Genomic DNA, 23,097 nt, shown 5'->3' with positions numbered 1-23,097 from the left:
ACGGGTTTGGTATCTTTCTGATTATAAATTTTAGAATAAAGAAAGGATGGGTTAACTGTATTCATTGAACTGAATACGGGCGGAGAACTGTGTAAAAAAGATAAACTGTCTAGCATCTGAGATGCTTCGTCAGTTTCCTATTTTTACTTTGTTCTCTGTTGCTATCCTAAATATACAAAAAAGAAAGGTAGAGCGTGTGTTTTGATTTGAACACGAGCGGAAAACTTTTCTAAAAACTTAGAGAGGGTAGTTTGGTTTTGAATTGAACCCGTGCTATTCTCCTAGTTGTCATCAAAATTAAGAAAGAAAGGAATTGAACCCACCCTAAAAGCAGTGGGAAAAAGATAGTTGGTCTAGCGAGCATCGCTCACTGCACCCAACTCCTATTTTCCCTTTGCTTTTTGACGGGTTTGGTATCTTATATTATGTCTATCCATATTGCTGCTCAGCAGGGTGAAATTGCTGATAGAATTCTTCTTCCAGGCGATCCTCTTCGTGCTAAGTTTATTGCGGAGAATTTTCTTGAAGATGCTGTTTGTTTTAACGAAGTGCGTAACATGTTTGGTTATACTGGTACTTACAAGGGTCACCGTGTATCTGTTATGGGAACTGGGATGGGAATGCCCTCAATTTCGATTTATGCGCGTGAGTTGATTGTTGACTACGGTGTGAAGAAATTGATTCGTGTGGGAACTGCGGGTTCTTTGAATGAAGATGTTCACGTCCGTGAATTAGTTTTGGCGCAGGCAGCTGCAACTAACTCAAACATTGTCCGTAATGACTGGCCACAGTATGATTTTCCACAAATCGCTAGCTTTGATTTGCTGGATAAGGCCTACCATATCGCTAAAGAACTCGGTATGACAACCCACGTTGGGAACGTTTTATCATCTGATGTCTTTTACTCAAACTACTTTGAAAAGAACATCGAACTTGGTAAATGGGGAGTCAAGGCTGTGGAAATGGAAGCAGCGGCTCTTTACTATCTTGCTGCTCAACACCATGTTGATGCTTTAGCTATTATGACTATTTCAGATAGTTTGGTTAATCCAGATGAAGATACAACTGCAGAAGAACGTCAAAACACCTTCACTGATATGATGAAGGTCGGTTTGGAAACATTGATTGCAGACTAGAGGTAGGCTATATTCAGAATGGTTTCTCTTGTTCTCAAAATGATAACTATCAACAATGAATCAATCCTGAAATAGGTAAGAATAAGAAAATTGAAGAAAGCCTAATTGTGTCAAAGGACCGAGACTAGTCAGTTTAATATCTAAATCATAATCAAATAAAGTTGGAAGCCAAGTTGACAAGAAGTCAAGACTTTCAACTTTTTAACTTGAAAATTCCTAGGAGTACAAAATGGATAAGATTGAACAATTACAAGGTATTATTGATCAAAGTCAGAGCATTGTCTTTTTCGGTGGTGCAGGGGTTTCTACAGAGTCTAATATTCCAGATTTTCGTAGTTCAGATGGTATATATAGTCTGAAACTAGGTCGCCATTTTACTGCCGAGCAACTGGTTTCACGCACTATGTTTGAACGCTATCCAGAGGATTTTTTTGATTTCTACAAAAAGTATCTGATCTATCCTGATGCCAAGCCGAATTTAGCACATGCTTATCTAGCGTCGTTGGAAAAAACAGGTAAATTAAAGGCGATTGTGACGCAAAATATCGATAGTCTCCATGAAATGGCAGGATCTCAGAAAATTTTGAAACTGCATGGTAGTGCAGATCGTAATTATTGTTTGGGCTGTCATCGCTTTTATGATTTGACTGCCTTTTTGGAACTTGAAGGTCCAGTTCCCTACTGCTTAGATTGTGGCAAGGTGGTCAAACCTGACGTGACCCTTTATGAGGAATCGCTAGATATGGATGTATTTAGTCGCGCCGCCCAAGTCATTCAGCAAGCAGATTTGTTGATTATTGGTGGCACTTCCTTAGTTGTTTACCCTGCAGCTAGCCTAATCAATTACTTTTCAGGGTCAAATCTTGTCGTTATCAACAAGTCCAGCACTCCTCAAGATAGGCAAGCTGATTTAGTTATCGAGGGTAAGATTGGAGAAGTTTTTTCTAAATTGAGACAATAAAAAACTGAAAGAAGTAGGACTATACTTCCTTCAGTTTTTTTGTATCACGAACTCAGAAACTATGAACAAGATTCTCTTCATTTCTAGGGGAATTTTATTGTTGATTTATAAATTGCTCGAGTTATTTTTAATTGTTGAATAAAAGGAAAAAAGGAAGACTTTCTGGATGAAAAATTGCCTTTTTTAGTCAATCAGTACATGCTGATTTTAATGAAATGCTACTATATTGTTTACTTTTTTAAAGATCGCAAAAAACAATCAATCTCTGCTTGAGAATGGAGAATACGCATCTTTTCTGGGTAAGTATTGTGTAAGTATTGGTATCTATCCTTAGCATTTTTTGTTCGACCATCCCAGAGAATCCAACGAATAAATTCCCAGTTGAATTGCTCGGGGCATCCCTTAGCCATACTTTCTCTTACTTTTCCCCGGTATTTAAGATAACGTTTAAAGGCTCTTAGCAAACAATTCCAAGTAGAGAAATTTAAAAAGATGATTTGGTCAGCTTCCTGCATTCTTTCCTCGTAATAGCACCAAGAATAATTCCCATCAATGACCCAAGCTTCATGCTTGGTGAGAAAGTTTTTCATCTTGGTTAACATCCAGTCGCGGTCACTGTCTTGCCAACCAGGTTGAAATTGGAGTGTGTCCATATGTAGTTTTGGGATGGAGTAGTAGTTAGATAACTTTTCTGCTAGCGTTGACTTACCAGCACCAGAATATCCGATAATTGCGATTTTCATTTTCTACCTTTTCCTATTTGGAGACAAAAAAACAGCCTCTATGGACTGTTTCTTATTTAGCAAGTTTAGCTGAAAGACGAGCTTTGTCGCGGCTTGCTTTGTTTTTGTGAATCAAACCTTTAGTTTCTGCTTTATCGATAGCTGAGCTAGCAGCACGGAAAAGTTCTTCAGATGGGTTTGCTTCGAAAGCTTTGATAGCAGTACGCATAGCTGATTTTTGAGCTGAGTTCTTTTCGTTTTGTTTAACGTTCAATTCAGCGCGTTTGATAGCTGATTTAATGTTTGCCAATGTTCTTACCTCCATATTTACTAACTATACCATTATATCTGAAAACTTACGTTTTGACAAGGGAAAATTATTTTTTTAAGTAAATTTCATCGATTTCATGGTTCTTGCTTTTATGAAGAATCACTTCCGCACGATTTCTAGTTGGTTCAATATAATTTTGTAGATTTGTGAGATTGATACTGGTCCAGACCTGATGGGCAAAGGATTCCACTTCCCCAATCGGCATTTGAGTAAAACGATAATAGTAGCTATCAGGGTCGTTTTGGGCTAGGCTCAGCATTTTCAAGAAACGGTCCAGATACCAACTCTCAATATCATCCACTCCAGCATCAACATAGATGGAAAAGTCAAAGAAGTCAGTGATATAGAGGCGTTCGTTTTGGGGATTTTGAAAGACATTGATTCCCTCGACAATGACAAAATCAGCAGCTTTGACACTTTGTTTCTCTTCGGGTACGATGTCGTAGACTTCATGAGAATAGACAGGAATATCTACATCTTGTCCATTTTTGATGCGGTCCAAGAAGTTGAGAAGAGCTTCCATATCATAGCTTTCGGGAAATCCCTTGCGATTTAAAATCCCCTGCTCAATCAAGGTCTGGTTGGGATAGAGAAAGCCATCAGTTGTAACCAACTCAACACTAGCATCAGTTACAGTTCTAGAAAGCAGGGTTTGCAATAGTCGGCTGGTTGTTGATTTTCCAACGGCAACACTCCCAGAAACCCCAATAATAAAAGGTTGAGATTTACTTTCACGTTGGAGGAAAATTCCTTTTGAAAAGGCTAAATCTTCCTTAGTTCGCTTGTAAATCTGAATCAGATGAGCCAAGGGGAGATAGATATCTGTAACGTCTTGAAGACTGATTTGGTCATTAAAACTCTTGATAGATTCCAATTCTTCTTCAGTCAAAGGAGGTGTGGTCTTTCGATGTAAAGATTGCCAAGTCTGGCGGCTGATTTTTTCAAAATGTAAAAATTCGTTGGTCATTTGTTTTCCCCTAGATATTTTGTCTATCATACCATAAAAAGCTAAAAAAATAAAGCGTTTTCTTGATAATAGTAAGCTAATATCGTATAATAGAGATAGATAGAGACTGACCAATTTAATGATGAAGTAGGAGCTGGTTTCTCCTGATTTATAAGCTAATAAAGGGGGCTTTTGGGTTTATAACTTATAGGAGGTGTACTATGAAAATTTTGAAACCTTACCTATTGGAACTCTGTTTTATTTTGAGTTTTGCCTTACCTTTTATAAAAGGAGCCAATGCGGACAATGGTAGACGCTTTGTAGAAATCTATTACGGTTTTACTTTTTTGATGGAACATGCCATTGTAACAGCTGTCTTTATCTGTTCGCTCTTAGTTGCTTTCTTCCTAAAAAAACGGTGGGCGAAATGGCTTGCTGCTGGTAGTTATCTATTTTTGATTTTGTGGATTGCTACAGAGGGTTATTTCTTCCGCATGTCGCTAGAAGATTTGATACGACTTTGGACAAGTTTGGAAATCCTGACACAAACTTATCAGTTGGGCTTTTATCTAAATATTTTGTTGGGAATTTTGTTGATAATTAAGTATCTGAAGGTTAAGCAATAGTAATAAAAATGCGCTTGATTATAGACAATAAATTTGTTGTTTTATCATGGCAATGATAGCTGTAGTCCTAGATGAAATACTATTTGCTTATAAAGGTTGAAAGAGATTGAAGAGGAGTTATTGTAACGCAACTTCCTTCAATCTTTTTGTCTCATTCTGGATATGTAAACGATTTACAATTTAAGGCAAATTATGGTAAAATAGTTTCATGAGTAAAATGTATTATGCAGAAAATCCTGACGCTGCTCACGACATTCATGAGTTGAGAGTGGACTTGTTGGGAGAAAAAATGACCTTTTTGACGGATGCGGGTGTTTTTAGCAAGAAAATGGTTGACTTTGGCAGTCAACTATTGCTCAAGTGTCTTGAGGTCAATCAAGGAGAAACTGTCCTTGATGTAGGCTGTGGTTACGGACCTTTGGGCTTGTCTTTAGCAAAGGCTTATGGAGTTCAGGCGACCATGGTCGATATCAACAATCGTGCTTTGGATTTGGCACGACAAAATGCTGAACGAAATAAAGTAGAAGCGACGATTTTCCAGTCCAACATCTATGAACAAGTTGAAGGGAAATTTGACCATGTCATTTCAAATCCCCCTATCCGTGCGGGTAAGCAAGTGGTTCATGAAATCATTGAGAAAAGCAAAGATTTTTTGGAAACTGGTGGAGATTTAACAATCGTTATCCAGAAAAAACAAGGGGCTCCAAGTGCCAAGTCTAAGATGGAAGACGTGTTTGGCAATTGTGAAATCCTTAAAAAAGACAAGGGATACTATATCCTTAGAAGTGTGAAAGAATGAGAGCAGTTGATTTAATCCAAAAAAAACGAGACGGGCAAGAATTGACTTCGAGTGAAATTGAATGGCTGGTAGAAGGCTATGTGTCAGGAACTGTCCCTGATTATCAGATGTCTGCCTTTGCTATGGCTGTCTATTTCAAAGGAATGACGACACGAGAAATCTCAGATTTGACTATGAAGATGGTCAAGACTGGGCAAGAGTTTGACCTGTCTGCCATTGATGGTGTGAAAGTTGACAAGCATTCTACTGGTGGTGTTGGTGACAAGGTGACCTTGATTTTGGCTCCTCTTGTTGCAAGCTTTGGTGTTCCTGTGGCAAAAATGAGTGGTCGTGGTCTCGGCCATACTGGTGGGACAATTGATAAATTGGAGTCTATCAAGGGCTATCAAGTCGAGCGCACCCAAGAGGATTTTATTCGTCAGGTTCAGGATATTGGTGTATCTGTCATTGGGCAATCAGACCAGCTGGTTAAAGCGGATAAGCTTCTCTACGCTCTACGTGATGTGACCGCAACTGTCGACACGATTCCTTTGATTGCGAGTTCGGTGATGAGCAAGAAAATTGCGGCAGGGGCGGATGCTATTTTGCTAGACGTGACTGTCGGTGAGGGTGCCTTCATGAAAACGGTTGATGAGGCGCGTGAGCTGGCTCAAACCATGGTAGATCTTGGTAAGGCAGTTGGTCGAAAGACGGTAGCAGTGATTACGGATATGAGTCAGCCCTTGGGACGAGCGATTGGAAATCGTCTGGAGATCCTTGAAGCATTGGAGATTTTACAAGGTCAAGGCCGTCAGGATATTACCCACTTCATCTGTGAATTGGCTCAAATTATGCTTGGCCTGGCAAATGTAAACAAGACAGTTGAAGAAGTTCGCCAACATCTTGAAAATGGTCAAGCGCTGGCTAAGTTTGAGGAGATGGTCCAAGCCCAAGGTGGAGACTTGGAGGACCTCTATCGCCCAGTCAATGTTGCCCATGTGGTGGAAATCCCTGCTCAGGAAACGGGTGTCATTTCTGCTCTTCCAGCTATGGACTTTGGGCTTTATGCCATGAGACTGGGAGCCGGTCGTGCAGTCAAATCTGATGCCTTGGACTATGAAACAGGAATTGTTTTTGAAAAGAAAATTGGAGATTCCGTTCAAAAGGGAGAAATTGTTGCAAAAGTATACACAAATGGAAAAATTTCTCCTCAGCTAGTTACAGATTTTCAAAAATATGTTAAAATAAATGATAGGGTGCAAAGTTTACGAGAAATTATAGAAATCATCTCATAAACCGCAGGAGAATCCGAATATGAAATTAAATAAATATATCGATCATACGCTTTTAAAACAAGATGCAACAGAAAATCAAATTGATAGTTTGTTGTCTGAGGCTAGAGAGTATGACTTTGCCAGTGTTTGCGTTAATCCGACCTGGGTTGAATATGCTAAAAAAGGGCTTGAAGGCACAGATGTCAAGGTCTGCACAGTAGTAGGTTTCCCCTTGGGAGCAACAACTTCAGCCGTGAAAGCATTTGAAACAAAAGAAGCTATCCAAAATGGGGCTGACGAGATTGACATGGTAATCAATGTTGGAGCTCTCAAATCAGGTGATTTAGCCTTGGTGGAGTCAGATATTCGCGCAGTCGTGGAAGCAAGTGGGGACAAGTTAGTGAAAGTCATTATTGAAGCTTGCCTGCTGACTGACCAAGAAAAAGTTGTAGCCTGCCAATTAGCCCAAAAAGCTGGGGCTGACTTTGTCAAAACATCTACTGGCTTTTCAACTGGTGGTGCTACGATAGCAGATGTCAAATTGATGCGTGAAACAGTTGGACTTGATATGGGTGTCAAGGCTGCTGGTGGAGCTCGTTCTTATGCAGATGCTCTTGCCTTTGTGGAAGCAGGTGCGACCCGTATTGGAACGTCAGCTGGGGTAGCCATTTTAAAAGGAGAATTGGCAGATGGCGACTACTGAGTTGATTGAACTGGCAATTGAAACCAGCAAACATGCCTATGTCCCCTATTCTCACTTTCCTATCGGAGCAGTTTTAGTAGCCAAAGACGGAAGTGTTTACACGGGAGTGAATATCGAAAATGCTAGCTATCCTTTGACCAATTGCGGTGAGAGAACAGCCATTTTTAAGGCTGTATCTGAAGGGCAAAGAGAATTTTCAGAGCTGATTGTTTATGGTCAGACTGAAAAACCAATCTCACCATGTGGTGCTTGTCGCCAAGTAATGGTCGAATTTTTTGAACAAGATCTAAAAGTGACCTTAGTCGCAAAAGATAAATCGACGGTCGAGATGACGGTCGGGGAGTTACTTCCATACTCTTTTACAGACTTAAACTAGTCTGAGTCGCTCTCTGAGTGGCACGGTCCTTGTGGCCAACCAATCCATACTTGCAACATCGTTGCACATCTTATTTAGGAGGTTCAGTAATGAACAAGAAACAATGGCTAGGTCTTGGCCTAGTAGCAGTGGCAGCAGTTGGACTTGCTGCATGTGGTAACCGCTCTTCTCGTAAGGCAGATTCATCTTCTGATGTGAAGACAAAAGCAGCAATCGTCACTGATACTGGTGGTGTTGATGACAAATCATTCAACCAATCAGCTTGGGAAGGTTTGCAGGCTTGGGGTAAAGAACACAATCTTTCAAAAGATAACGGTTTCACTTACTTCCAATCAACAAGTGAAGCCGACTACGCTAACAACTTGCAACAAGCGGCTGGAAGTTACAACCTAATCTTCGGTGTTGGTTTTGCCCTTCACAATGCGGTTGAAGAAGCAGCTAAAGAACATTCTGACTTGAACTATGTCTTGATTGATGATGTAATTAAAGATCAAAAGAATGTTGCGAGCGTAACTTTCGCTGATAATGAGTCAGGTTACCTTGCAGGTGTAGCTGCAGCAAAAACAACTAAAACAAAACAAGTTGGTTTTGTAGGTGGACAGGAGTCAGAAGTTATCTCTCGTTTTGAAGCTGGTTTCAAGGCAGGTGTTGCCTCAGTAGACCCATCTATCAAAGTACAAGTTGACTATGCTGGTTCATTTGGTGATGCTGCTAAAGGTAAAACAATTGCAGCCGCACAATACGCAGCCGGTGCAGATATTGTTTACCAAGTAGCTGGTGGTACAGGTGCAGGTGTCTTTGCAGAAGCAAAATCACTCAACGAAAGCCGTCCTGAAAATGAAAAAGTTTGGGTTATCGGTGTTGACCGTGACCAAGAAGCAGAAGGTAAATACACTTCTAAAGATGGTAAAGAATCAAACTTTGTTCTTGCATCTACTTTGAAACAAGTTGGTACAACTGTAAAAGATATTTCTAACAAGGCAGAAAAAGGTGAATTCCCTGGCGGTCAAGTGATCGTTTACTCATTGAAAGATAAAGGGGTTGACTTGGTAACAACAAACCTTTCAGAAGAAGGTAAAAAAGCTGTCGAAGATGCTAAAGCTAAAATCCTTGATGGAAGCGTAAAAGTTCCTGCAAAATAATGGATGGAAGTTATTTCTTAGGAAGCGGCCATCGGTCGCTTTTTAAGAGTTGAGACAAAGTCATTTTGTCTCAGTAAAGCTTGCTACTAGACAAACTAGCAAGTTTTATTGAAATAAAATAAGACTCTGAAAGGAAGAGCACATGGCACACGAAAATGTCATTGAGATGCGTGATATTACCAAGGTGTTTGGTGAATTTGTTGCCAACGACAAAATCAACCTGCACCTACGAAAAGGTGAAATTCATGCACTTTTAGGAGAAAATGGGGCTGGTAAGTCCACGCTCATGAACATGTTAGCAGGGCTTCTTGAACCAACTAGTGGTGAAATCGCGGTCAACGGTCAAGTTGTCAACCTCGACTCCCCATCTAAAGCAGCTGGCTTGGGAATCGGAATGGTTCACCAGCACTTTATGTTGGTAGAGGCTTTCACGGTGGCTGAAAACATTATTTTAGGAAGTGAATTGACTAAAAATGGTGTGCTAGATATCGCTGGAGCTAGCAAAGAAATCAAGGCTCTTTCTGAACGTTATGGCTTAGCTGTGGACCCTTCTGCCAAGGTGGCAGACATCTCAGTTGGAGCCCAACAACGTGTAGAAATTTTAAAAACCCTTTATCGGGGAGCTGATATTCTTATCTTTGACGAACCAACGGCTGTTTTGACTCCATCAGAAATTGAGGAGTTGATGGCTATTATGAAAAATCTTGTCAAAGAAGGAAAATCAATTATCTTGATTACTCACAAGTTGGACGAGATTCGCGCAGTTTCTGACCGCGTTACAGTTATCCGTCGTGGGAAATCAATTGAAACCGTCAAAATTGCAGGAGCTACCAATGCTGATTTGGCAGAAATGATGGTAGGACGTTCTGTTTCCTTTAAGACAGAGAAACAAGCATCTCAACCAAAAGAAGTGGTCTTGTCAATCAAAGATTTGGTGGTCAATGAAAACCGTGGTGTTCCAGCTGTGAAAAATCTGTCCTTGGATGTTCGAGCGGGAGAGATTGTTGGTATTGCGGGGATTGATGGAAATGGTCAGTCTGAACTGATTCAAGCCATTACAGGTCTTCGCAAGGTAGAATCTGGTAGCATTGAGCTAAAAGGAGATTCAATTGTAGGCTTGCACCCACGAAAAATTACAGAGTTGAGTGTTGGGCACGTTCCAGAAGACCGTCACCGTGATGGCTTGATTTTGGAAATGATGATTTCTGAAAATATTGCCCTTCAAACTTACTATAAAGAACCACATAGTAAAAATGGAATTTTGAACTATTCAAATATTACTTCTTATGCTAAAAAGCTAATGGAAGAATTTGATGTTCGTGCTGCCAGCGAAATTGTGCCTGCAGCTGCACTCTCAGGAGGAAATCAACAAAAAGCAATTATTGCTCGTGAAATTGATCGTGATCCTGATCTCCTTATCGTCAGTCAGCCAACTCGTGGGTTGGATGTCGGTGCCATTGAGTATATCCACAAACGCTTGATCGAAGAGCGTGATAATGGTAAAGCTGTCCTTGTTGTCAGCTTTGAATTGGATGAGATTTTAAACGTCTCAGACCGTATTGCCGTTATCCACGATGGTAAGATTCAAGGTATTGTGTCACCAGAAACAACCAATAAACAAGAACTTGGTGTCTTGATGGCTGGTGGAAACTTGGGAAAGGAGAAGAGTGATGTCTAAAAAATTACAACAAATTTCGGTTCCCTTGATTTCTGTCTTCCTTGGAATTTTACTTGGAGCCATTGTTATGTGGATCTTTGGTTATGATGCTATTTGGGGCTACGAAGAATTGTTCCATACAGCCTTTGGTAGTTTGCGTGGAATTGGAGAAATCTTCCGTGCCATGGGGCCTTTGGTCTTGATTGGTCTTGGTTTTGCCGTTGCCAGTCGTGCAGGTTTCTTTAACGTCGGACTTCCTGGTCAGGCTTTGGCAGGTTGGATTCTCAGTGGTTGGTTTGCCCTGTCGCATCCAGATATGCCTCGTCCATTGATGATTCTAGCAACTATCGTGATTGCCTTGATTGCTGGAGGAATTGTCGGCGCGATTCCAGGTATTTTGAGAGCCTATCTAGGGACGTCAGAGGTTATCGTAACCATCATGATGAACTACATTGTCTTGTATGTAGGGAATGCCTTTATCCATGCCTTTCCTAAAGACTTTATGCAAAGTACAGATTCGACCATTCGTGTTGGGGCTAATGCAACCTATCAGACACCTTGGTTGGCTGAGTTGACTGGTAACTCGCGGATGAATATTGGTATTTTCTTTGCCGTCATTGCAGTTGCAGTTATTTGGTTCATGCTCAAGAAAACAACCCTTGGTTTTGAAATTCGTGCGGTTGGTCTTAATCCACATGCTTCAGAATATGCTGGTATTTCTGCCAAAAGAACGATTATCCTCTCAATGATTATTTCAGGTGCCTTGGCAGGTCTTGGTGGAGCTGTTGAAGGTCTGGGAACCTTCCAGAACGTTTATGTTCAGGGATCGTCATTAGCTGTTGGATTTAACGGGATGGCGGTTAGTCTGCTTGCGGCCAACTCACCAATTGGTATTCTCTTTGCAGCCTTCCTGTTTGGTGTTCTCCAAGTTGGAGCCCCTGGTATGAATGCAGCGCAGGTACCGTCTGAGCTTGTCAGCATTGTAACGGCGTCTATTATCTTCTTTGTCAGTGTTCATTACCTTATCGAACGCTTTGTCAAACCGAAAAAACAAGTTAAAGGAGGTAAGTAAAGATGTCTATTACAACCTTGCTCACCCTCTTGGTGTCTTCTATGCTGATTTACTCAGCACCCCTCATCTTTACAAGTATTGGCGGTGTTTTCTCTGAACGTGGTGGTGTGGTAAACGTTGGCCTTGAAGGAATTATGGTTATGGGTGCCTTTTCTGGAGTCGTCTTTAACCTTGAATTTGCAGAACAATTTGGAGCAGCAACTCCATGGCTATCTTTGCTTGTAGCAGGATTGGTAGGGGGAATCTTTTCTATCATCCACGCAGCAGCGACGGTTCATTTCCGTGCAGACCATGTTGTCAGCGGTACGGTATTAAATTTGATGGCGCCTGCCTTGGCTGTTTTCTTGGTTAAAGTTCTTTATAACAAAGGACAAACCGACAACCTAAGTCAAACTTTTGGACGCTTTGACTTCCCAGTCTTGGCGAATATCCCAGTGATTGGTGATATCTTCTTCAAGTCAACAAGTCTGCTAGGTTATATCGCGATTGCCTTCTCGTTCCTTGCTTGGTTTATCCTCTTCAAGACCCGTTTTGGTCTTCGTCTCCGCTCTGTCGGTGAACACCCTCAAGCAGCGGATACCTTGGGAATCAATGTCTACAAGATGAGATATTTAGGGGTTATTATTTCAGGTTTCCTAGGTGGAATTGGCGGAGCGATTTATGCTCAATCAATCTCAGTTAACTTCTCAGTAACAACTATTGTTGGGCCTGGATTTATCGCCCTTGCTGCAATGATCTTTGGAAAATGGAATCCAATCGGAGCCATGCTATCTAGTCTTTTCTTTGGACTTTCACAAAGTTTGGCTGTTATCGGATCTCAATTGCCGTTCCTGCAAGGAGTGCCTGCGGTTTACCTTCAAATCGCACCTTACGTTTTGACAATTCTTGTCTTGGCAGCCTTCTTTGGAAAAGCAGTCGCACCAAAAGCAGATGGTATCAACTATATCAAATCAAAATAAGCATACAAAAAAACGTCAGTTCAGTTCAAACTGACGTTTATTTTTTAGAATTTTGATGGGTTAAGTTTAATCCCCAAGGAACAAGATTTTCAGTCTTATTCTGGATACGTGTGATATTATCCTTATGCCGAATGATAATCAAGCTAGCAAGAGCCAGGATAATAGCGATGAAGAGAGGGTCATAGTGACTCAGGATAAAACCAAAAAGTGGAAAGAGTAGAACTCCCATGACAGCCGCGATAGATGCTGTGACACTAGATAGTGAAATCATACTACCAAGATAAAGGGTTCCAAAGAAAACAACTGCAAGGTAGAGACAGAAGACAGGTGCAAATCCGAAAATCACTCCAGCACTGGTCGCGACAGCCTTGCCCCCCTTAAATCCTGCAAAGATAGGGAAGGTATGGCCAATGACAGCTAAAAGTCCAAAGATGAGAGGCGAAACGCCTTGCAGATGAAACATAATTGGAAGAAGTGTTGCTAGGGTTCCTTTGAAAAAGTCAATCACAAAGGTTGCCATACCAGCTTTCTTACCTAAAATGCGAAAGGTATTGGTTGTTCCGGTATTTCCAGAACCATGTTCGCGTAGATTGATTTGAAAGAATACTTGTCCAATCCAGAGACCAGACGGAATTGAACCTAGCAGATAGGCTAGGATTAATAAAACTATTGTCATCATACTACTATTATATCATGAAATGGAAAAGAAAGGCAGAGAATCACTTCTGAAATTGTCACATCGGAGAAAGAAAAATTTTGCAAAATCCTTGGAAAACCTGTAGAATAGTAAAGATGAACGAATAGGAGGTTCCTTGTGTCAAAAAAGGAAATCAATATTAACAATTATAATGATGATGCCATTCAGGTGCTAGAAGGGTTGGATGCGGTTCGAAAACGTCCAGGGATGTATATCGGATCGACCGATGGTGCTGGTCTCCACCACCTAGTCTGGGAAATCGTCGATAATGCGGTCGATGAGGCCTTGTCTGGATTTGGTGACCGTATTGATGTGACAATCAATAAAGATGGGAGTTTAACGGTTCAAGACCATGGTCGTGGGATGCCGACTGGTATGCATGCTATGGGAATTCCAACTGTTGAGGTTATTTTTACCATTCTTCATGCCGGAGGAAAATTCGGTCAGGGTGGCTACAAGACATCAGGTGGACTTCACGGGGTGGGTTCTTCCGTTGTTAATGCCCTTTCTAGCTGGCTAGAAGTTGAAATTACCCGTGATGGGGCAATCTATAAGCAACGTTTTGAAAATGGTGGCAAACCTGTCACGACCTTGAAGAAAATCGGTACAGCACCTAAGTCTAAAACAGGTACCAAGGTTACGTTTATGCCTGATGCGACGATCTTTTCTACGACAGACTTCAAGTACAATACCATTTCAGAACGTCTCAATGAGTCAGCCTTTCTCTTGAAAAATGTGACCTTGTCTTTGACAGACGAGCGAACAGATGAAGCAATTGAATTTCACTATGAGAATGGGGTGCAGGACTTTGTTTCTTATCTAAACGAAGACAAGGAAACCTTGACGCCAGTCCTTTACTTTGAAGGGGAAGACAATGGTTTTCAAGTGGAAGTTGCCCTCCAGTACAATGATGGTTTTTCAGATAACATCTTGTCCTTTGTCAATAACGTTCGCACCAAGGACGGTGGAACACATGAGACAGGACTCAAGTCTGCCATTACCAAGGTCATGAATGACTACGCGCGTAAGACAGGTCTTCTCAAGGAAAAAGATAAAAATCTTGAAGGATCCGACTATCGTGAGGGACTAGCGGCCGTTCTTTCTATCTTAGTTCCTGAAGAACACCTCCAATTTGAAGGTCAGACCAAGGACAAGCTAGGAAGCCCTCTTGCTCGTCCCGTTGTGGATGGCATTGTGGCTGATAAGTTGACATTTTTCCTTATGGAAAATGGGGAACTAGCTTCTAACCTTATTCGCAAGGCTATCAAGGCGCGTGATGCTCGTGAAGCGGCTCGTAAGGCGCGTGATGAGAGCCGAAATGGGAAGAAAAACAAGAAGGACAAGGGCTTGCTGTCTGGTAAATTAACCCCAGCCCAGTCCAAAAATCCTGCTAAGAATGAACTCTATCTAGTCGAGGGGGATTCTGCCGGTGGTTCTGCTAAGCAAGGTCGTGACCGCAAGTTCCAGGCTATATTGCCTCTTCGTGGTAAGGTTATCAATACAGCCAAGGCCAAGATGGCAGATATCCTCAAAAATGAAGAAATCAATACTATGATTTATACTATTGGCGCGGGTGTTGGGGCAGACTTCTCTATTGAAGATGCCAACTATGACAAGATTATTATCATGACCGATGCGGATACTGATGGTGCTCATATCCAGACCTTGCTTTTGACATTTTTCTACCGCTACATGCGTCCGCTAGTCGAGGCAGGCCATGTCTATATTGCCCTCCCACCTCTTTACAAGATGTCCAAAGGTAAAGGCAAGAAAGAAGAGGTGGCCTACGCTTGGACGGACGGAGAACTAGAAGAACTCCGCAAACAGTTTGGTAAAGGAGCTACCCTCCAACGATATAAAGGTCTTGGTGAGATGAATGCGAACCAGCTCTGGGAAACAACCATGAACCCAGAAACTCGTACCCTTATCCGTGTCACCATTGAAGACCTGGCTCGCGCCGAACGCCGTGTCAATGTTCTCATGGGAGACAAGGTCGAACCACGCCGTAAGTGGATTGAGGACAATGTCAAGTTTACGCTGGAAGAAGCGACAGTGTTTTAAGTTAGTTTTTAATGAATGGGTATCAACATGAGAGCTGAAGCAGAAATGCTAGATATAATTATTAAGATAGCTAAAAACTTGAAAGTTAAAGCTGTCGCCATGTCTGGTTCACGGACTGATACAAAAGCCTCAAAAGATGAATTTCAAGACTATGACGTGGTCTATGTCGTGGATGATTTTGATAATCTGACGAGTGACCTTTATTGGTTGGACTATTTCGGAAAAAGAATTATAGAGCAAGAGGTTGTTCTTGACCATCGTCGTCTTTATCTCATGCTCTTTGAAGATGGGAATCGAATTGATCTAACCCTCTGTCCTAAAGAACACATGAAAGAATGGGTAGATAGCGAGGCCGGATTCACTGTTTTAGAAGATCCAGAACATTTATTTGAACCCTATTCTCAAAATCTAGAGCGTTACTGGACAAGCCCAGCTACTGAAACGAATTTTGTAAAATCCTGCAATGAATTTTGGTGGGTGTCAGCCTACGTGGTCAAAGGAATCTGTCGTAAGCAAGTCATCTACGCGACTGACCATCTCTACGGCATTTGTCAGCAAGAGTTGTTGAAGATCTTAGCTTGGCAGGTCGCAAGTGATAGGGGGAAAGTCGATATCGGCAAGAACTACAAGTACCTCTTTCAGTATTTGCCTGCTGAGAAAGAGAAAGAATTATCAAATCTGCTTGATTTTTCAAGTTTAGATAAAATCACTCAGTCTTTGTTTGCTACGATGCAACTTTTCCATAGAGAAGCTCAAAGACTTGCTCAAAAGCTGGGCTTTGACTACGATAAAGAAGTGGCTGAGAAGATGATTGAGTATGCTGAGGAAAGAGTGAAGAAGTTTGGGAATAATAAAAATTATTAAAGAAAATTAAATATAAAAAAAATTAGGATTAGAATTATATCTTTTAAAAATTGAAAAAATGATTCTAAAGCAAAAAAAAATCATTAGAATAAGAAGAATGAGGACTAATTTAATGCTTGCAAATTTAACTGGACGTGAGATAGTCATAGTGGATAGATATGGTAATATTATAAAAAAATTCCCCCCATGCTTAACAGAAGAGCCAATGAGAGCCGAAGTAACATTAAGAAGACAAAAAAGAATTGACGGAGTTAAGTTATCAAAATTATATTATAAGATTAACATGAGCGACGATGAAATTAATGAACTGATTCGAAAATATGATGGGATAATAGTATCTAAGATAACGGCTGAGTGCTTAAAAGAGCTAGGATATACCGAAGGGATATATATTACCGGAAGAAAATTCTATAAATACGGTGAGCTTCTAGGTGTAAAGGAACTTTGTATTCTGTGAAAGAAGATTATTACATATAGAAGATTAGGAAGTTGTAAAAATTTTTTGAATACTTTTTCTACAGAAATTTTCGGCAGCTGAATCTTCCCTTTGTATCTTAACTACCCCCCTTTTCTATAAAACCTACTCTACATTCTTTGAAAGGAGTTGAACACGCCCTAAATGATGCGTGAAAAAGATAAATTCTCTGCTGAGCTTGCTTACTTCAAGAATTTTCTATTTTCACTTGATATTTTACGGGCTCTGTATCCTATATGAGTAACATTCAAAACATGTCCCTGGAGGACATCATGGGAGAGCGCTTTGGTCGCTACTCCAAGTATATTATTCAAGACCGGGCCTTGCCAGATATTCGTGATGGATTGAAGCCGGTTCAGCGTCGCATTCTTTATTCTATGAATAAGGATGGCAATACTTTTGACAAGAGCTACCGCAAGTCGGCCAAGTCTGTCGGGAATATCATGGGGAATTTTCACCCACACGGTGACAGTTCTATCTATGATGCCATGGTTCGTATGTCACAGGACTGGAAAAATCGTGAGATTCTAGTTGAAATGCACGGTAATAACGGTTCTATGGACGGTGATCCACCTGCGGCCATGCGTTATACCGAGGCGCGTTTGTCTGAAATTGCAGGCTATCTTCTTCAGGATATCGATAAAAAGACCGTTCCTTTTGCTTGGAACTTTGATGACACCGAAAAAGAGCCGACTGTTCTACCGGCAGCTTTTCCCAACCTTTTAGTCAATGGTTCGACTGGGATTTCGGCTGGATATGCGACAGATATTCCTCCCCATAATTTAGCTGAGGTTATTGATGCGGCGGTTTACATGATTGACCATCCAACGACCAAAGTTGAAAAACTCATGGAATTCTTGCCGGGACCAGACTTCCCGACTGGAGGGATTATCCAGGGTCGTGATGAAATCAAGAAGGCCTATGAAACTGGGAAAGGGCGCGTGGTTATTCGTTCCAAGACTGAGATTGAAAAGCTAAAAGGCGGTAAGGAACAAATCGTTGTCACTGAGATTCCTTATGAAATCAACAAGGCCAATCTAGTCAAGAAAATCGATGATGTTCGTGTCAATAACAAGGTGGCTGGGATTGCTGAGGTTCGCGATGAGTCTGACCGTGATGGTCTACGTATTGCTATTGAGCTAAAAAAAGATGCCAATACGGAGCTTGTTCTTAATTATCTTTTCAAATACACAGACCTGCAAATCAACTACAACTTTAACATGGTGGCGATTGACAATTTCACGCCTCGTCAGGTTGGGATCGTTCCAATCTTGTCTAGCTATATCGCCCACCGTCGAGAAGTGATTTTGGCGCGTTCACGCTTTGACAAGGAAAAGGCTGAGAAGCGTCTCCATATTGTCGAAGGTTTGATTCGTGTGATTTCGATTTTGGACGAAGTCATTGCTCTTATCCGCGCTTCTGAGAATAAGGCGGACGCCAAGGAAAACCTTAAGGTCAGCTATGACTTTACAGAAGAGCAGGCTGAGGCTATCGTAACCTTGCAACTGTACCGTTTGACCAATACAGACGTAGTTGTCTTGCAGGAAGAAGAAGCAGAACTTCGTGAGAAGATTGCCATGCTTGCGGCTATTATCGGTGATGAGCGGACTATGTACAATCTCATGAAGAAAGAGCTTCGTGAGGTTAAGAAGAAATTTGCGACACCACGTTTGAGCACTTTAGAAGACACAGCAAAAGCAATCGAGATTGATACAGCTAGTCTGATTGCTGAGGAAGATACCTACGTCAGCGTGACCAAGGCAGGTTACATCAAGCGTACCAGCCCACGTTCCTTTGCCGCTTCAACGCTGGAAGAAATTGGCAAACGTGATGACGACCGTTTGATTTTTGTTCAATCTGCCAAGACAACCCAGCACCTCTTGATGTTCACAAGTCTTGGAAATGTCATCTACAGACCAATCCATGAATTAGCAGATATTCGCTGGAAGGACATCGGAGAGCATCTGAGCCAGACCATTACAAACTTTGAAACTAACGAAGAAATCCTTTATGTTGAAGTAGTAGATCAGTTTGATGATGCGACAACTTATTTTGCAGCTACTCGTCTCGGTCAAATCAAGCGCGTAGAACGCAAAGAATTCACTCCATGGCGGACCTACAAGTCTAAGTCTGTCAAGTATGCTAAGCTCAAAGACGATACAGACAAGATTGTGGCAGTAGCTCCGATTAAACTGGATGATGTTCTCTTGATTAGCCAAAATGGTTATGCCCTTCGTTTCAATATCGAAGAGGTTCCAGTTGTCGGTGCCAAGGCTGCAGGGGTCAAGGCTATGAACCTGAAAGAAGATGATGCCCTCCAATCCGCCTTTATCTGTAACACCTCATCCTTCTACCTCTTGACCCAGCGTGGAAGCTTGAAACGTGTTTCTATTGAGGAAATTCCAGCAACCAGCCGTGCCAAACGTGGTTTACAAGTTTTGCGTGAGTTGAAAAACAAACCGCACCGTGTCTTCTTAGCAGGAGCAGTTGCAGAACAAGGCTTCGTTGGTGACCTCTTTAGTACAGAAGTGGACGAGAACGACCAAACTCTGCTTGTTCAATCCAACAAAGGAACAATCTATGAAAGCCGATTGCAAGACTTGAACTTGTCAGAACGCACTAGCAATGGAAGCTTCATTTCTGACACGATTTCAGATGAAGAAGTTTTTGACGCTTATCTTAAAGAAGTATTTACTGAAGCTAAATAAGTGAAATGAAGAATCAGTTCTAAGAGCTGGTTCTTTTTATTGAAGAAATTTTCTGAAAATTACAAAATATACTTGCTATTTTAGAAAAATAGTGTAGAATATAAGAAATAGGTTTTTAGAATAAGGAGTGGAATATGACAGTAACGATTGATTGGGAAAACCTTGGTTTTTCCTATATGAAATTACCTTATCGCTATATTGCTCATTTTAAAAATGGACAATGGAATCAAGGAGAGCTTACAGAGGATGCAACTTTGCATATTTCAGAGTCTTCTCCAAGTCTCCACTATGGACAACAAGCATTTGAAGGTTTGAAAGCTTATCGTACTAAGGATGGCAGTATTCAACTGTTCCGTCCTGATGAAAATGCCAAACGCCTGCAACGGACATGTGACCGTCTCTTGATGCCACAAGTTCCGACAGACATGTTTGTAGAAGCTTGTAAGGCAGTTGTTCGTGCGAATGAAGAATATGTACCTCCATATGGAACAGGTGGAACCCTCTATCTTCGCCCTCTTTTGATTGGTGTTGGAGATATTATTGGGGTTAAACCAGCAGAGGAATACATTTTCACCATCTTTGCCATGCCAGTTGGAAATTACTTTAAGGGTGGATTGGTTCCAACCAACTTCTTGATTCAGGATGAATACGACCGTGCCGCTCCAAATGGTACAGGTGCGGCTAAGGTTGGTGGGAATTATGCTGCCAGTCTCTTGCCAGGGAAATTGGCTAAATCACGTCATTTCTCAGATGTTATTTACCTAGACCCTTCAACTCATACAAAGATTGAAGAAGTCGGATCAGCTAACTTCTTTGGAATTACAGCTGATAATGAATTTGTAACACCATTGAGTCCATCTATCTTGCCATCTATTACCAAGTATTCCTTGCTTTATTTGGCAGAACATCGCTTGGGCTTAACTCCTATTGAGGGTGATGTTCCAATTGATAACCTTGACCGTTTTGTAGAGGCAGGTGCCTGTGGTACAGCAGCGGTTATTTCTCCAATTGGAGGTATTCAGCACGGTGATGATTTCCATGTATTCTATAGTGAAACAGAAGTAGGACCTGTGACTCGTAAGCTCTATGATGAATTGACAGGAATTCAGTTTGGTGATATTCCAGCGCCAGAAGGTTGGATTGTAAAAGTAGATTAAAAATATATTAAGGGAGATTTTTATGAAATCGAAAAAGTGGATTTTAACAACAGGACTTATCCTAAGCACAACAGCTCTTTTAGCAGCCTGTGGAAAAGCTGATAAAGAAGCAGATGCTCCGACAACATTTTCTTATGTCTATGCAGTGGATCCAGCATCCTTGGACTACAGCATAGCAACGCGTACATCCACAACAGATATTATCGGGAATGTCGTTGATGGTTTGATGGAAAATGATAAATATGGTAATGTTATTCCTTCTTTGGCTGAGGATTGGTCTGTCTCAAAAGATGGATTGACTTATACCTATAAACTTCGTAAAGGAGTGAAATGGTACACATCAGAAGGCGAAGAATACGCAGAAGTAACAGCCCATGACTTTGTGACAGGACTAAAACACGTGGCTGATGGCAAGTCAGACGGTGTCTCTCTCATCCAAAATTCAATCAAAGGCTTGGACGCCTATATGACTGGTGAAACCAATGATTTCTCTACAGTTGGTGTTAAAGCTTTGGATGACTACACGGTTGAGTATACATTGAATGCGCCAGAAAGTTTCTGGAATTCAAAAGTTACAACAGCGACGATGTTGCCTGTAAATGAAGAGTTTTTAAAGGCATCAGGAAAGAATTACGGAGAGGTTAGCCCAGCAGGTATTCTCTACAATGGTCCTTATTTCTTAAAAACATTGACTTCTAAATCGTTGATTGAATATGAAAAAAATCCAAATTACTGGGATAAAGAAAATGTTAAAATTGAGAAGATTAAATTGACCTACTACGATGGTTCAGATCAGGAATCGTTGATTCGTAGCTTCTCTTCAGGTGCCTATACGACAGCCCGTCTCTTCCCAAGTAGCTCAAACTTTGCTTCAACTTTGGAACAATACGGAGATAAAATTACTTATAGCCCACAGGACTCAAGTAGTTATTACTTCACCTTTAACGTAAATCGTCAATCATACAATAAAACTGCGAAAACAAGTGAAGAACAAAAGACTTCTACAAAAGAAGCTATGCTTAATAAGGACTTCCGTCAGGCTATCAACTTTGCCTTCAACCGCCATTCTTATGCTGCCCAGCTAAATGGTGAAGACGGTGCGGACAAGATTATTCGTAACAGTCTTGTTCCAGATAACTTCGTACAAGCAGGTGGTAAGAACTTTGGTCAAATCGCTCAAGCAGAGTTGGTGAACTATGGTGACCAATGGAAAGGTGTTGAGCTAGTTGACGGTAAGGATTCTATCTACAACCCTGACAAGGCTAAAGTTGCTTTCGAAAAAGCTAAGAAAGACCTGGAATCTAAAGGGGTAACTTTCCCAATTCACTTGGATGTCCCGGTTGAACAAACAGATACTATCGCCGTTCAACAAAGCAACTCTTTCAAACAGTCTATTGAATCAACTCTTGGTGCTGAAAATGTTGTCATCGATGTACTTCAAATGACAGATAATGAAAAAGAAACCATTACATCACAAGCGCGTGTTCCTTCTCAAAAAGACTATGATTTGAACAGTACAGGATGGGCTCCAAGCTATCAAGATCCAGCGTCTTACTTGAATATTATGGATCCAAAATCTGGTTCTGCCATGAAACACCTTGGTATTACGAAAGGAAAAGATAAGGATGTTGTCGCTAAACTTGGTTTGGATCAATATAAGAAATTGTTAGAAGATGCTGTTTCTGAGACCACTGACTTAGAGAAGAGATATGAAAAATATGCCAAAGCTCAAGCTTGGTTGACAGATAGTTCATTATTGATGCCAACAGCTTCATCCGGTGGTTCTCCAGTTGTAAGTAATGTCGTGCCATTCTCAAAACCATACTCACAAGTTGGTATTAAAGGTGACCCATATATCTTTAAAGGAATGAAATTGCAAAAAGATATCGTTACAACAAAAGAATATGACGAAGCTCTTAAAAAATGGCAAAAAGAAAAATTGGAATCCAATAGCAAATATCAAAAAGAACTAGAAAAACATGTTAAATAAAGCAGAAAACTCTATGTCAGACAAGCCTGATATAGAGTTTTTTCTTGCTAGTTTTAGGATTTTCTTGTAAAATAGAAAAAGTGAAGAGAGGTATGAAATGAGCAAGAAAGATAAAAAAATCGAAATTCAAGTAGCAGATGCCAAAGTTAATGTTGGAAAAGACAGTTTTGAAGGCTATATCTTGACCATTGGTAAAAAAGTTATCGGAGAAATTGCCGAATTAGATGGACAATTTGCCATCATAAAGAATGGGAATGTCGATAGTTTTTATAAAAAATTGGAAAAAGCTGTGGAAATTTTGATTGAAAATTATAATTTAGCAAAATAAGTCTTGTTTTTTTGAAATTTTCATGATATAATAGTCCATGTTGATTGTAGGAGAGATAGCGAAGAGGCTAAACGCGGCGGACTGTAAATCCGCTCCTTCGGGTTCGGGGGTTCGAATCCCTCTCTCTCCATTTC

General features: G+C 40.9%; 22 protein-coding genes and 1 tRNA gene. 19 read left to right on the top strand and 4 right to left on the bottom strand.

The window, feature by feature from the left end; translation table 11 throughout:
* Window positions 1–425 precede the first annotated feature (425 nt).
* A complete protein-coding gene (gene deoD / locus HWX15_RS01645; RefSeq protein WP_175880075.1) occupies window positions 426–1,136 on the top strand; it encodes a purine-nucleoside phosphorylase in 711 nt (236 codons plus the stop codon).
* A gap of 229 nt (window positions 1,137–1,365) precedes the next feature.
* Window positions 1,366–2,097: an NAD-dependent protein deacylase gene (locus HWX15_RS01640; RefSeq protein ID WP_175880074.1), complete on the top strand. Its 732-nt coding sequence runs from the start codon at window positions 1,366–1,368 to the stop codon at window positions 2,095–2,097.
* Between the two features lie 230 nt (window positions 2,098–2,327).
* Here HWX15_RS01640 and HWX15_RS01635 read toward each other — a convergent pair whose 3' ends face one another.
* The 3 genes from HWX15_RS01635 to coaA form a co-directional block, all read right to left on the bottom strand.
* Window positions 2,328–2,840 (bottom strand): DNA topology modulation protein, encoded by a 513-nt coding sequence (locus HWX15_RS01635; protein WP_175880073.1) that lies wholly within the window; start codon window positions 2,838–2,840, stop codon window positions 2,328–2,330.
* Between the two features lie 52 nt (window positions 2,841–2,892).
* A complete protein-coding gene (gene rpsT / locus HWX15_RS01630; protein ID WP_001274000.1) occupies window positions 2,893–3,129 on the bottom strand; it encodes a 30S ribosomal protein S20 in 237 nt (78 codons plus the stop codon).
* Between the two features lie 67 nt (window positions 3,130–3,196).
* Window positions 3,197–4,117 (bottom strand): type I pantothenate kinase, encoded by a 921-nt coding sequence (gene coaA, locus HWX15_RS01625; protein ID WP_050242438.1) that lies wholly within the window; start codon window positions 4,115–4,117, stop codon window positions 3,197–3,199.
* Window positions 4,118–4,317: 200 nt separating this feature from the next.
* Between coaA and HWX15_RS01620 the strand changes: the two genes are divergently transcribed.
* The 9 genes from HWX15_RS01620 to HWX15_RS01580 all read left to right on the top strand — a co-directional run bounded on the left by HWX15_RS01620 (window position 4,318) and on the right by HWX15_RS01580 (window position 12,683).
* Window positions 4,318–4,722: a hypothetical protein gene (locus HWX15_RS01620; RefSeq protein ID WP_175880072.1), complete on the top strand. Its 405-nt coding sequence runs from the start codon at window positions 4,318–4,320 to the stop codon at window positions 4,720–4,722.
* 208 nt (window positions 4,723–4,930) lie between these two features.
* A complete protein-coding gene (locus HWX15_RS01615; protein ID WP_303048037.1) occupies window positions 4,931–5,521 on the top strand; it encodes a class I SAM-dependent methyltransferase in 591 nt (196 codons plus the stop codon).
* Complete coding sequence (locus HWX15_RS01610) at window positions 5,518–6,795, top strand: pyrimidine-nucleoside phosphorylase (RefSeq protein WP_175880071.1); 1,278 nt, start codon at window positions 5,518–5,520, stop codon at window positions 6,793–6,795. The genes HWX15_RS01615 and HWX15_RS01610 overlap by 4 nt, the downstream gene beginning before the upstream one ends.
* Window positions 6,796–6,814: 19 nt before the next feature.
* A complete protein-coding gene (gene deoC, locus HWX15_RS01605) occupies window positions 6,815–7,477 on the top strand; it encodes a deoxyribose-phosphate aldolase (RefSeq protein WP_175880070.1) in 663 nt (220 codons plus the stop codon).
* A complete protein-coding gene (locus tag HWX15_RS01600) occupies window positions 7,464–7,853 on the top strand; it encodes a cytidine deaminase (RefSeq protein ID WP_000246089.1) in 390 nt (129 codons plus the stop codon). The genes deoC and HWX15_RS01600 overlap by 14 nt, the downstream gene beginning before the upstream one ends.
* An 89-nt stretch (window positions 7,854–7,942) precedes the next feature.
* The gene (locus HWX15_RS01595; protein WP_001036122.1) at window positions 7,943–8,995 is read left to right on the top strand and encodes a BMP family lipoprotein; all 1,053 of its coding nucleotides are present in this window, start codon (window positions 7,943–7,945) and stop codon (window positions 8,993–8,995) included.
* 142 nt (window positions 8,996–9,137) lie between these two features.
* Window positions 9,138–10,673, top strand: coding sequence for an ABC transporter ATP-binding protein (locus HWX15_RS01590; protein ID WP_175880069.1), 1,536 nt, complete (start codon window positions 9,138–9,140; stop codon window positions 10,671–10,673).
* Entirely contained in the window at window positions 10,666–11,724 is a 1,059-nt protein-coding gene (locus HWX15_RS01585; RefSeq protein WP_175880068.1) for an ABC transporter permease, read from the top strand. Before HWX15_RS01590 ends, HWX15_RS01585 begins: the two co-directional genes overlap by 8 nt.
* A gap of 2 nt (window positions 11,725–11,726) precedes the next feature.
* Complete coding sequence (locus HWX15_RS01580; protein WP_000029119.1) at window positions 11,727–12,683, top strand: ABC transporter permease; 957 nt, start codon at window positions 11,727–11,729, stop codon at window positions 12,681–12,683.
* A 37-nt stretch (window positions 12,684–12,720) separates the two neighbouring features.
* Here HWX15_RS01580 and plsY read toward each other — a convergent pair whose 3' ends face one another.
* Entirely contained in the window at window positions 12,721–13,362 is a 642-nt protein-coding gene (gene plsY, locus HWX15_RS01575) for a glycerol-3-phosphate 1-O-acyltransferase PlsY (RefSeq protein WP_175880067.1), read from the bottom strand.
* Window positions 13,363–13,497: 135 nt separating this feature from the next.
* Between plsY and parE the strand changes: the two genes are divergently transcribed.
* The 8 genes from parE (at window position 13,498) to HWX15_RS01535 (ending at window position 23,093) form a co-directional block, all read left to right on the top strand.
* Window positions 13,498–15,441, top strand: a complete 1,944-nt coding sequence (parE, locus tag HWX15_RS01570; RefSeq protein ID WP_175880066.1) for a DNA topoisomerase IV subunit B — start codon at window positions 13,498–13,500, stop codon at window positions 15,439–15,441.
* 27 nt (window positions 15,442–15,468) lie between these two features.
* Window positions 15,469–16,305, top strand: a complete 837-nt coding sequence (locus HWX15_RS01565) for an aminoglycoside 6-adenylyltransferase (protein ID WP_175880065.1) — start codon at window positions 15,469–15,471, stop codon at window positions 16,303–16,305.
* A gap of 112 nt (window positions 16,306–16,417) precedes the next feature.
* Window positions 16,418–16,762: a hypothetical protein gene (locus tag HWX15_RS01560; RefSeq protein ID WP_175880064.1), complete on the top strand. Its 345-nt coding sequence runs from the start codon at window positions 16,418–16,420 to the stop codon at window positions 16,760–16,762.
* A gap of 254 nt (window positions 16,763–17,016) precedes the next feature.
* Window positions 17,017–19,488 (top strand): DNA topoisomerase IV subunit A, encoded by a 2,472-nt coding sequence (parC, locus tag HWX15_RS01555; RefSeq protein ID WP_175880063.1) that lies wholly within the window; start codon window positions 17,017–17,019, stop codon window positions 19,486–19,488.
* Between the two features lie 134 nt (window positions 19,489–19,622).
* Entirely contained in the window at window positions 19,623–20,645 is a 1,023-nt protein-coding gene (locus tag HWX15_RS01550) for a branched-chain amino acid aminotransferase (RefSeq protein ID WP_175880062.1), read from the top strand.
* 22 nt (window positions 20,646–20,667) lie between these two features.
* On the top strand, window positions 20,668–22,635 hold the full coding sequence (locus HWX15_RS01545; RefSeq protein WP_175880061.1) for a peptide ABC transporter substrate-binding protein: 1,968 nt from the start codon (window positions 20,668–20,670) through the stop codon (window positions 22,633–22,635).
* Between the two features lie 97 nt (window positions 22,636–22,732).
* Window positions 22,733–22,963, top strand: coding sequence for a DUF2969 domain-containing protein (locus HWX15_RS01540; protein ID WP_175880060.1), 231 nt, complete (start codon window positions 22,733–22,735; stop codon window positions 22,961–22,963).
* Window positions 22,964–23,012: 49 nt separating this feature from the next.
* A tRNA-Tyr gene (locus HWX15_RS01535) sits at window positions 23,013–23,093 on the top strand.
* The last annotated feature ends 4 nt before the right edge of the window (window positions 23,094–23,097 follow it).

The organism is Streptococcus thalassemiae, assembly GCF_903645285.1.
Taxonomy (GTDB): Bacteria; Bacillota; Bacilli; order Lactobacillales; family Streptococcaceae; genus Streptococcus; species Streptococcus thalassemiae.
Note: the sequence above shows the minus strand (reverse complement) of the source record. Positions and strands in the feature narration are given on the sequence as shown.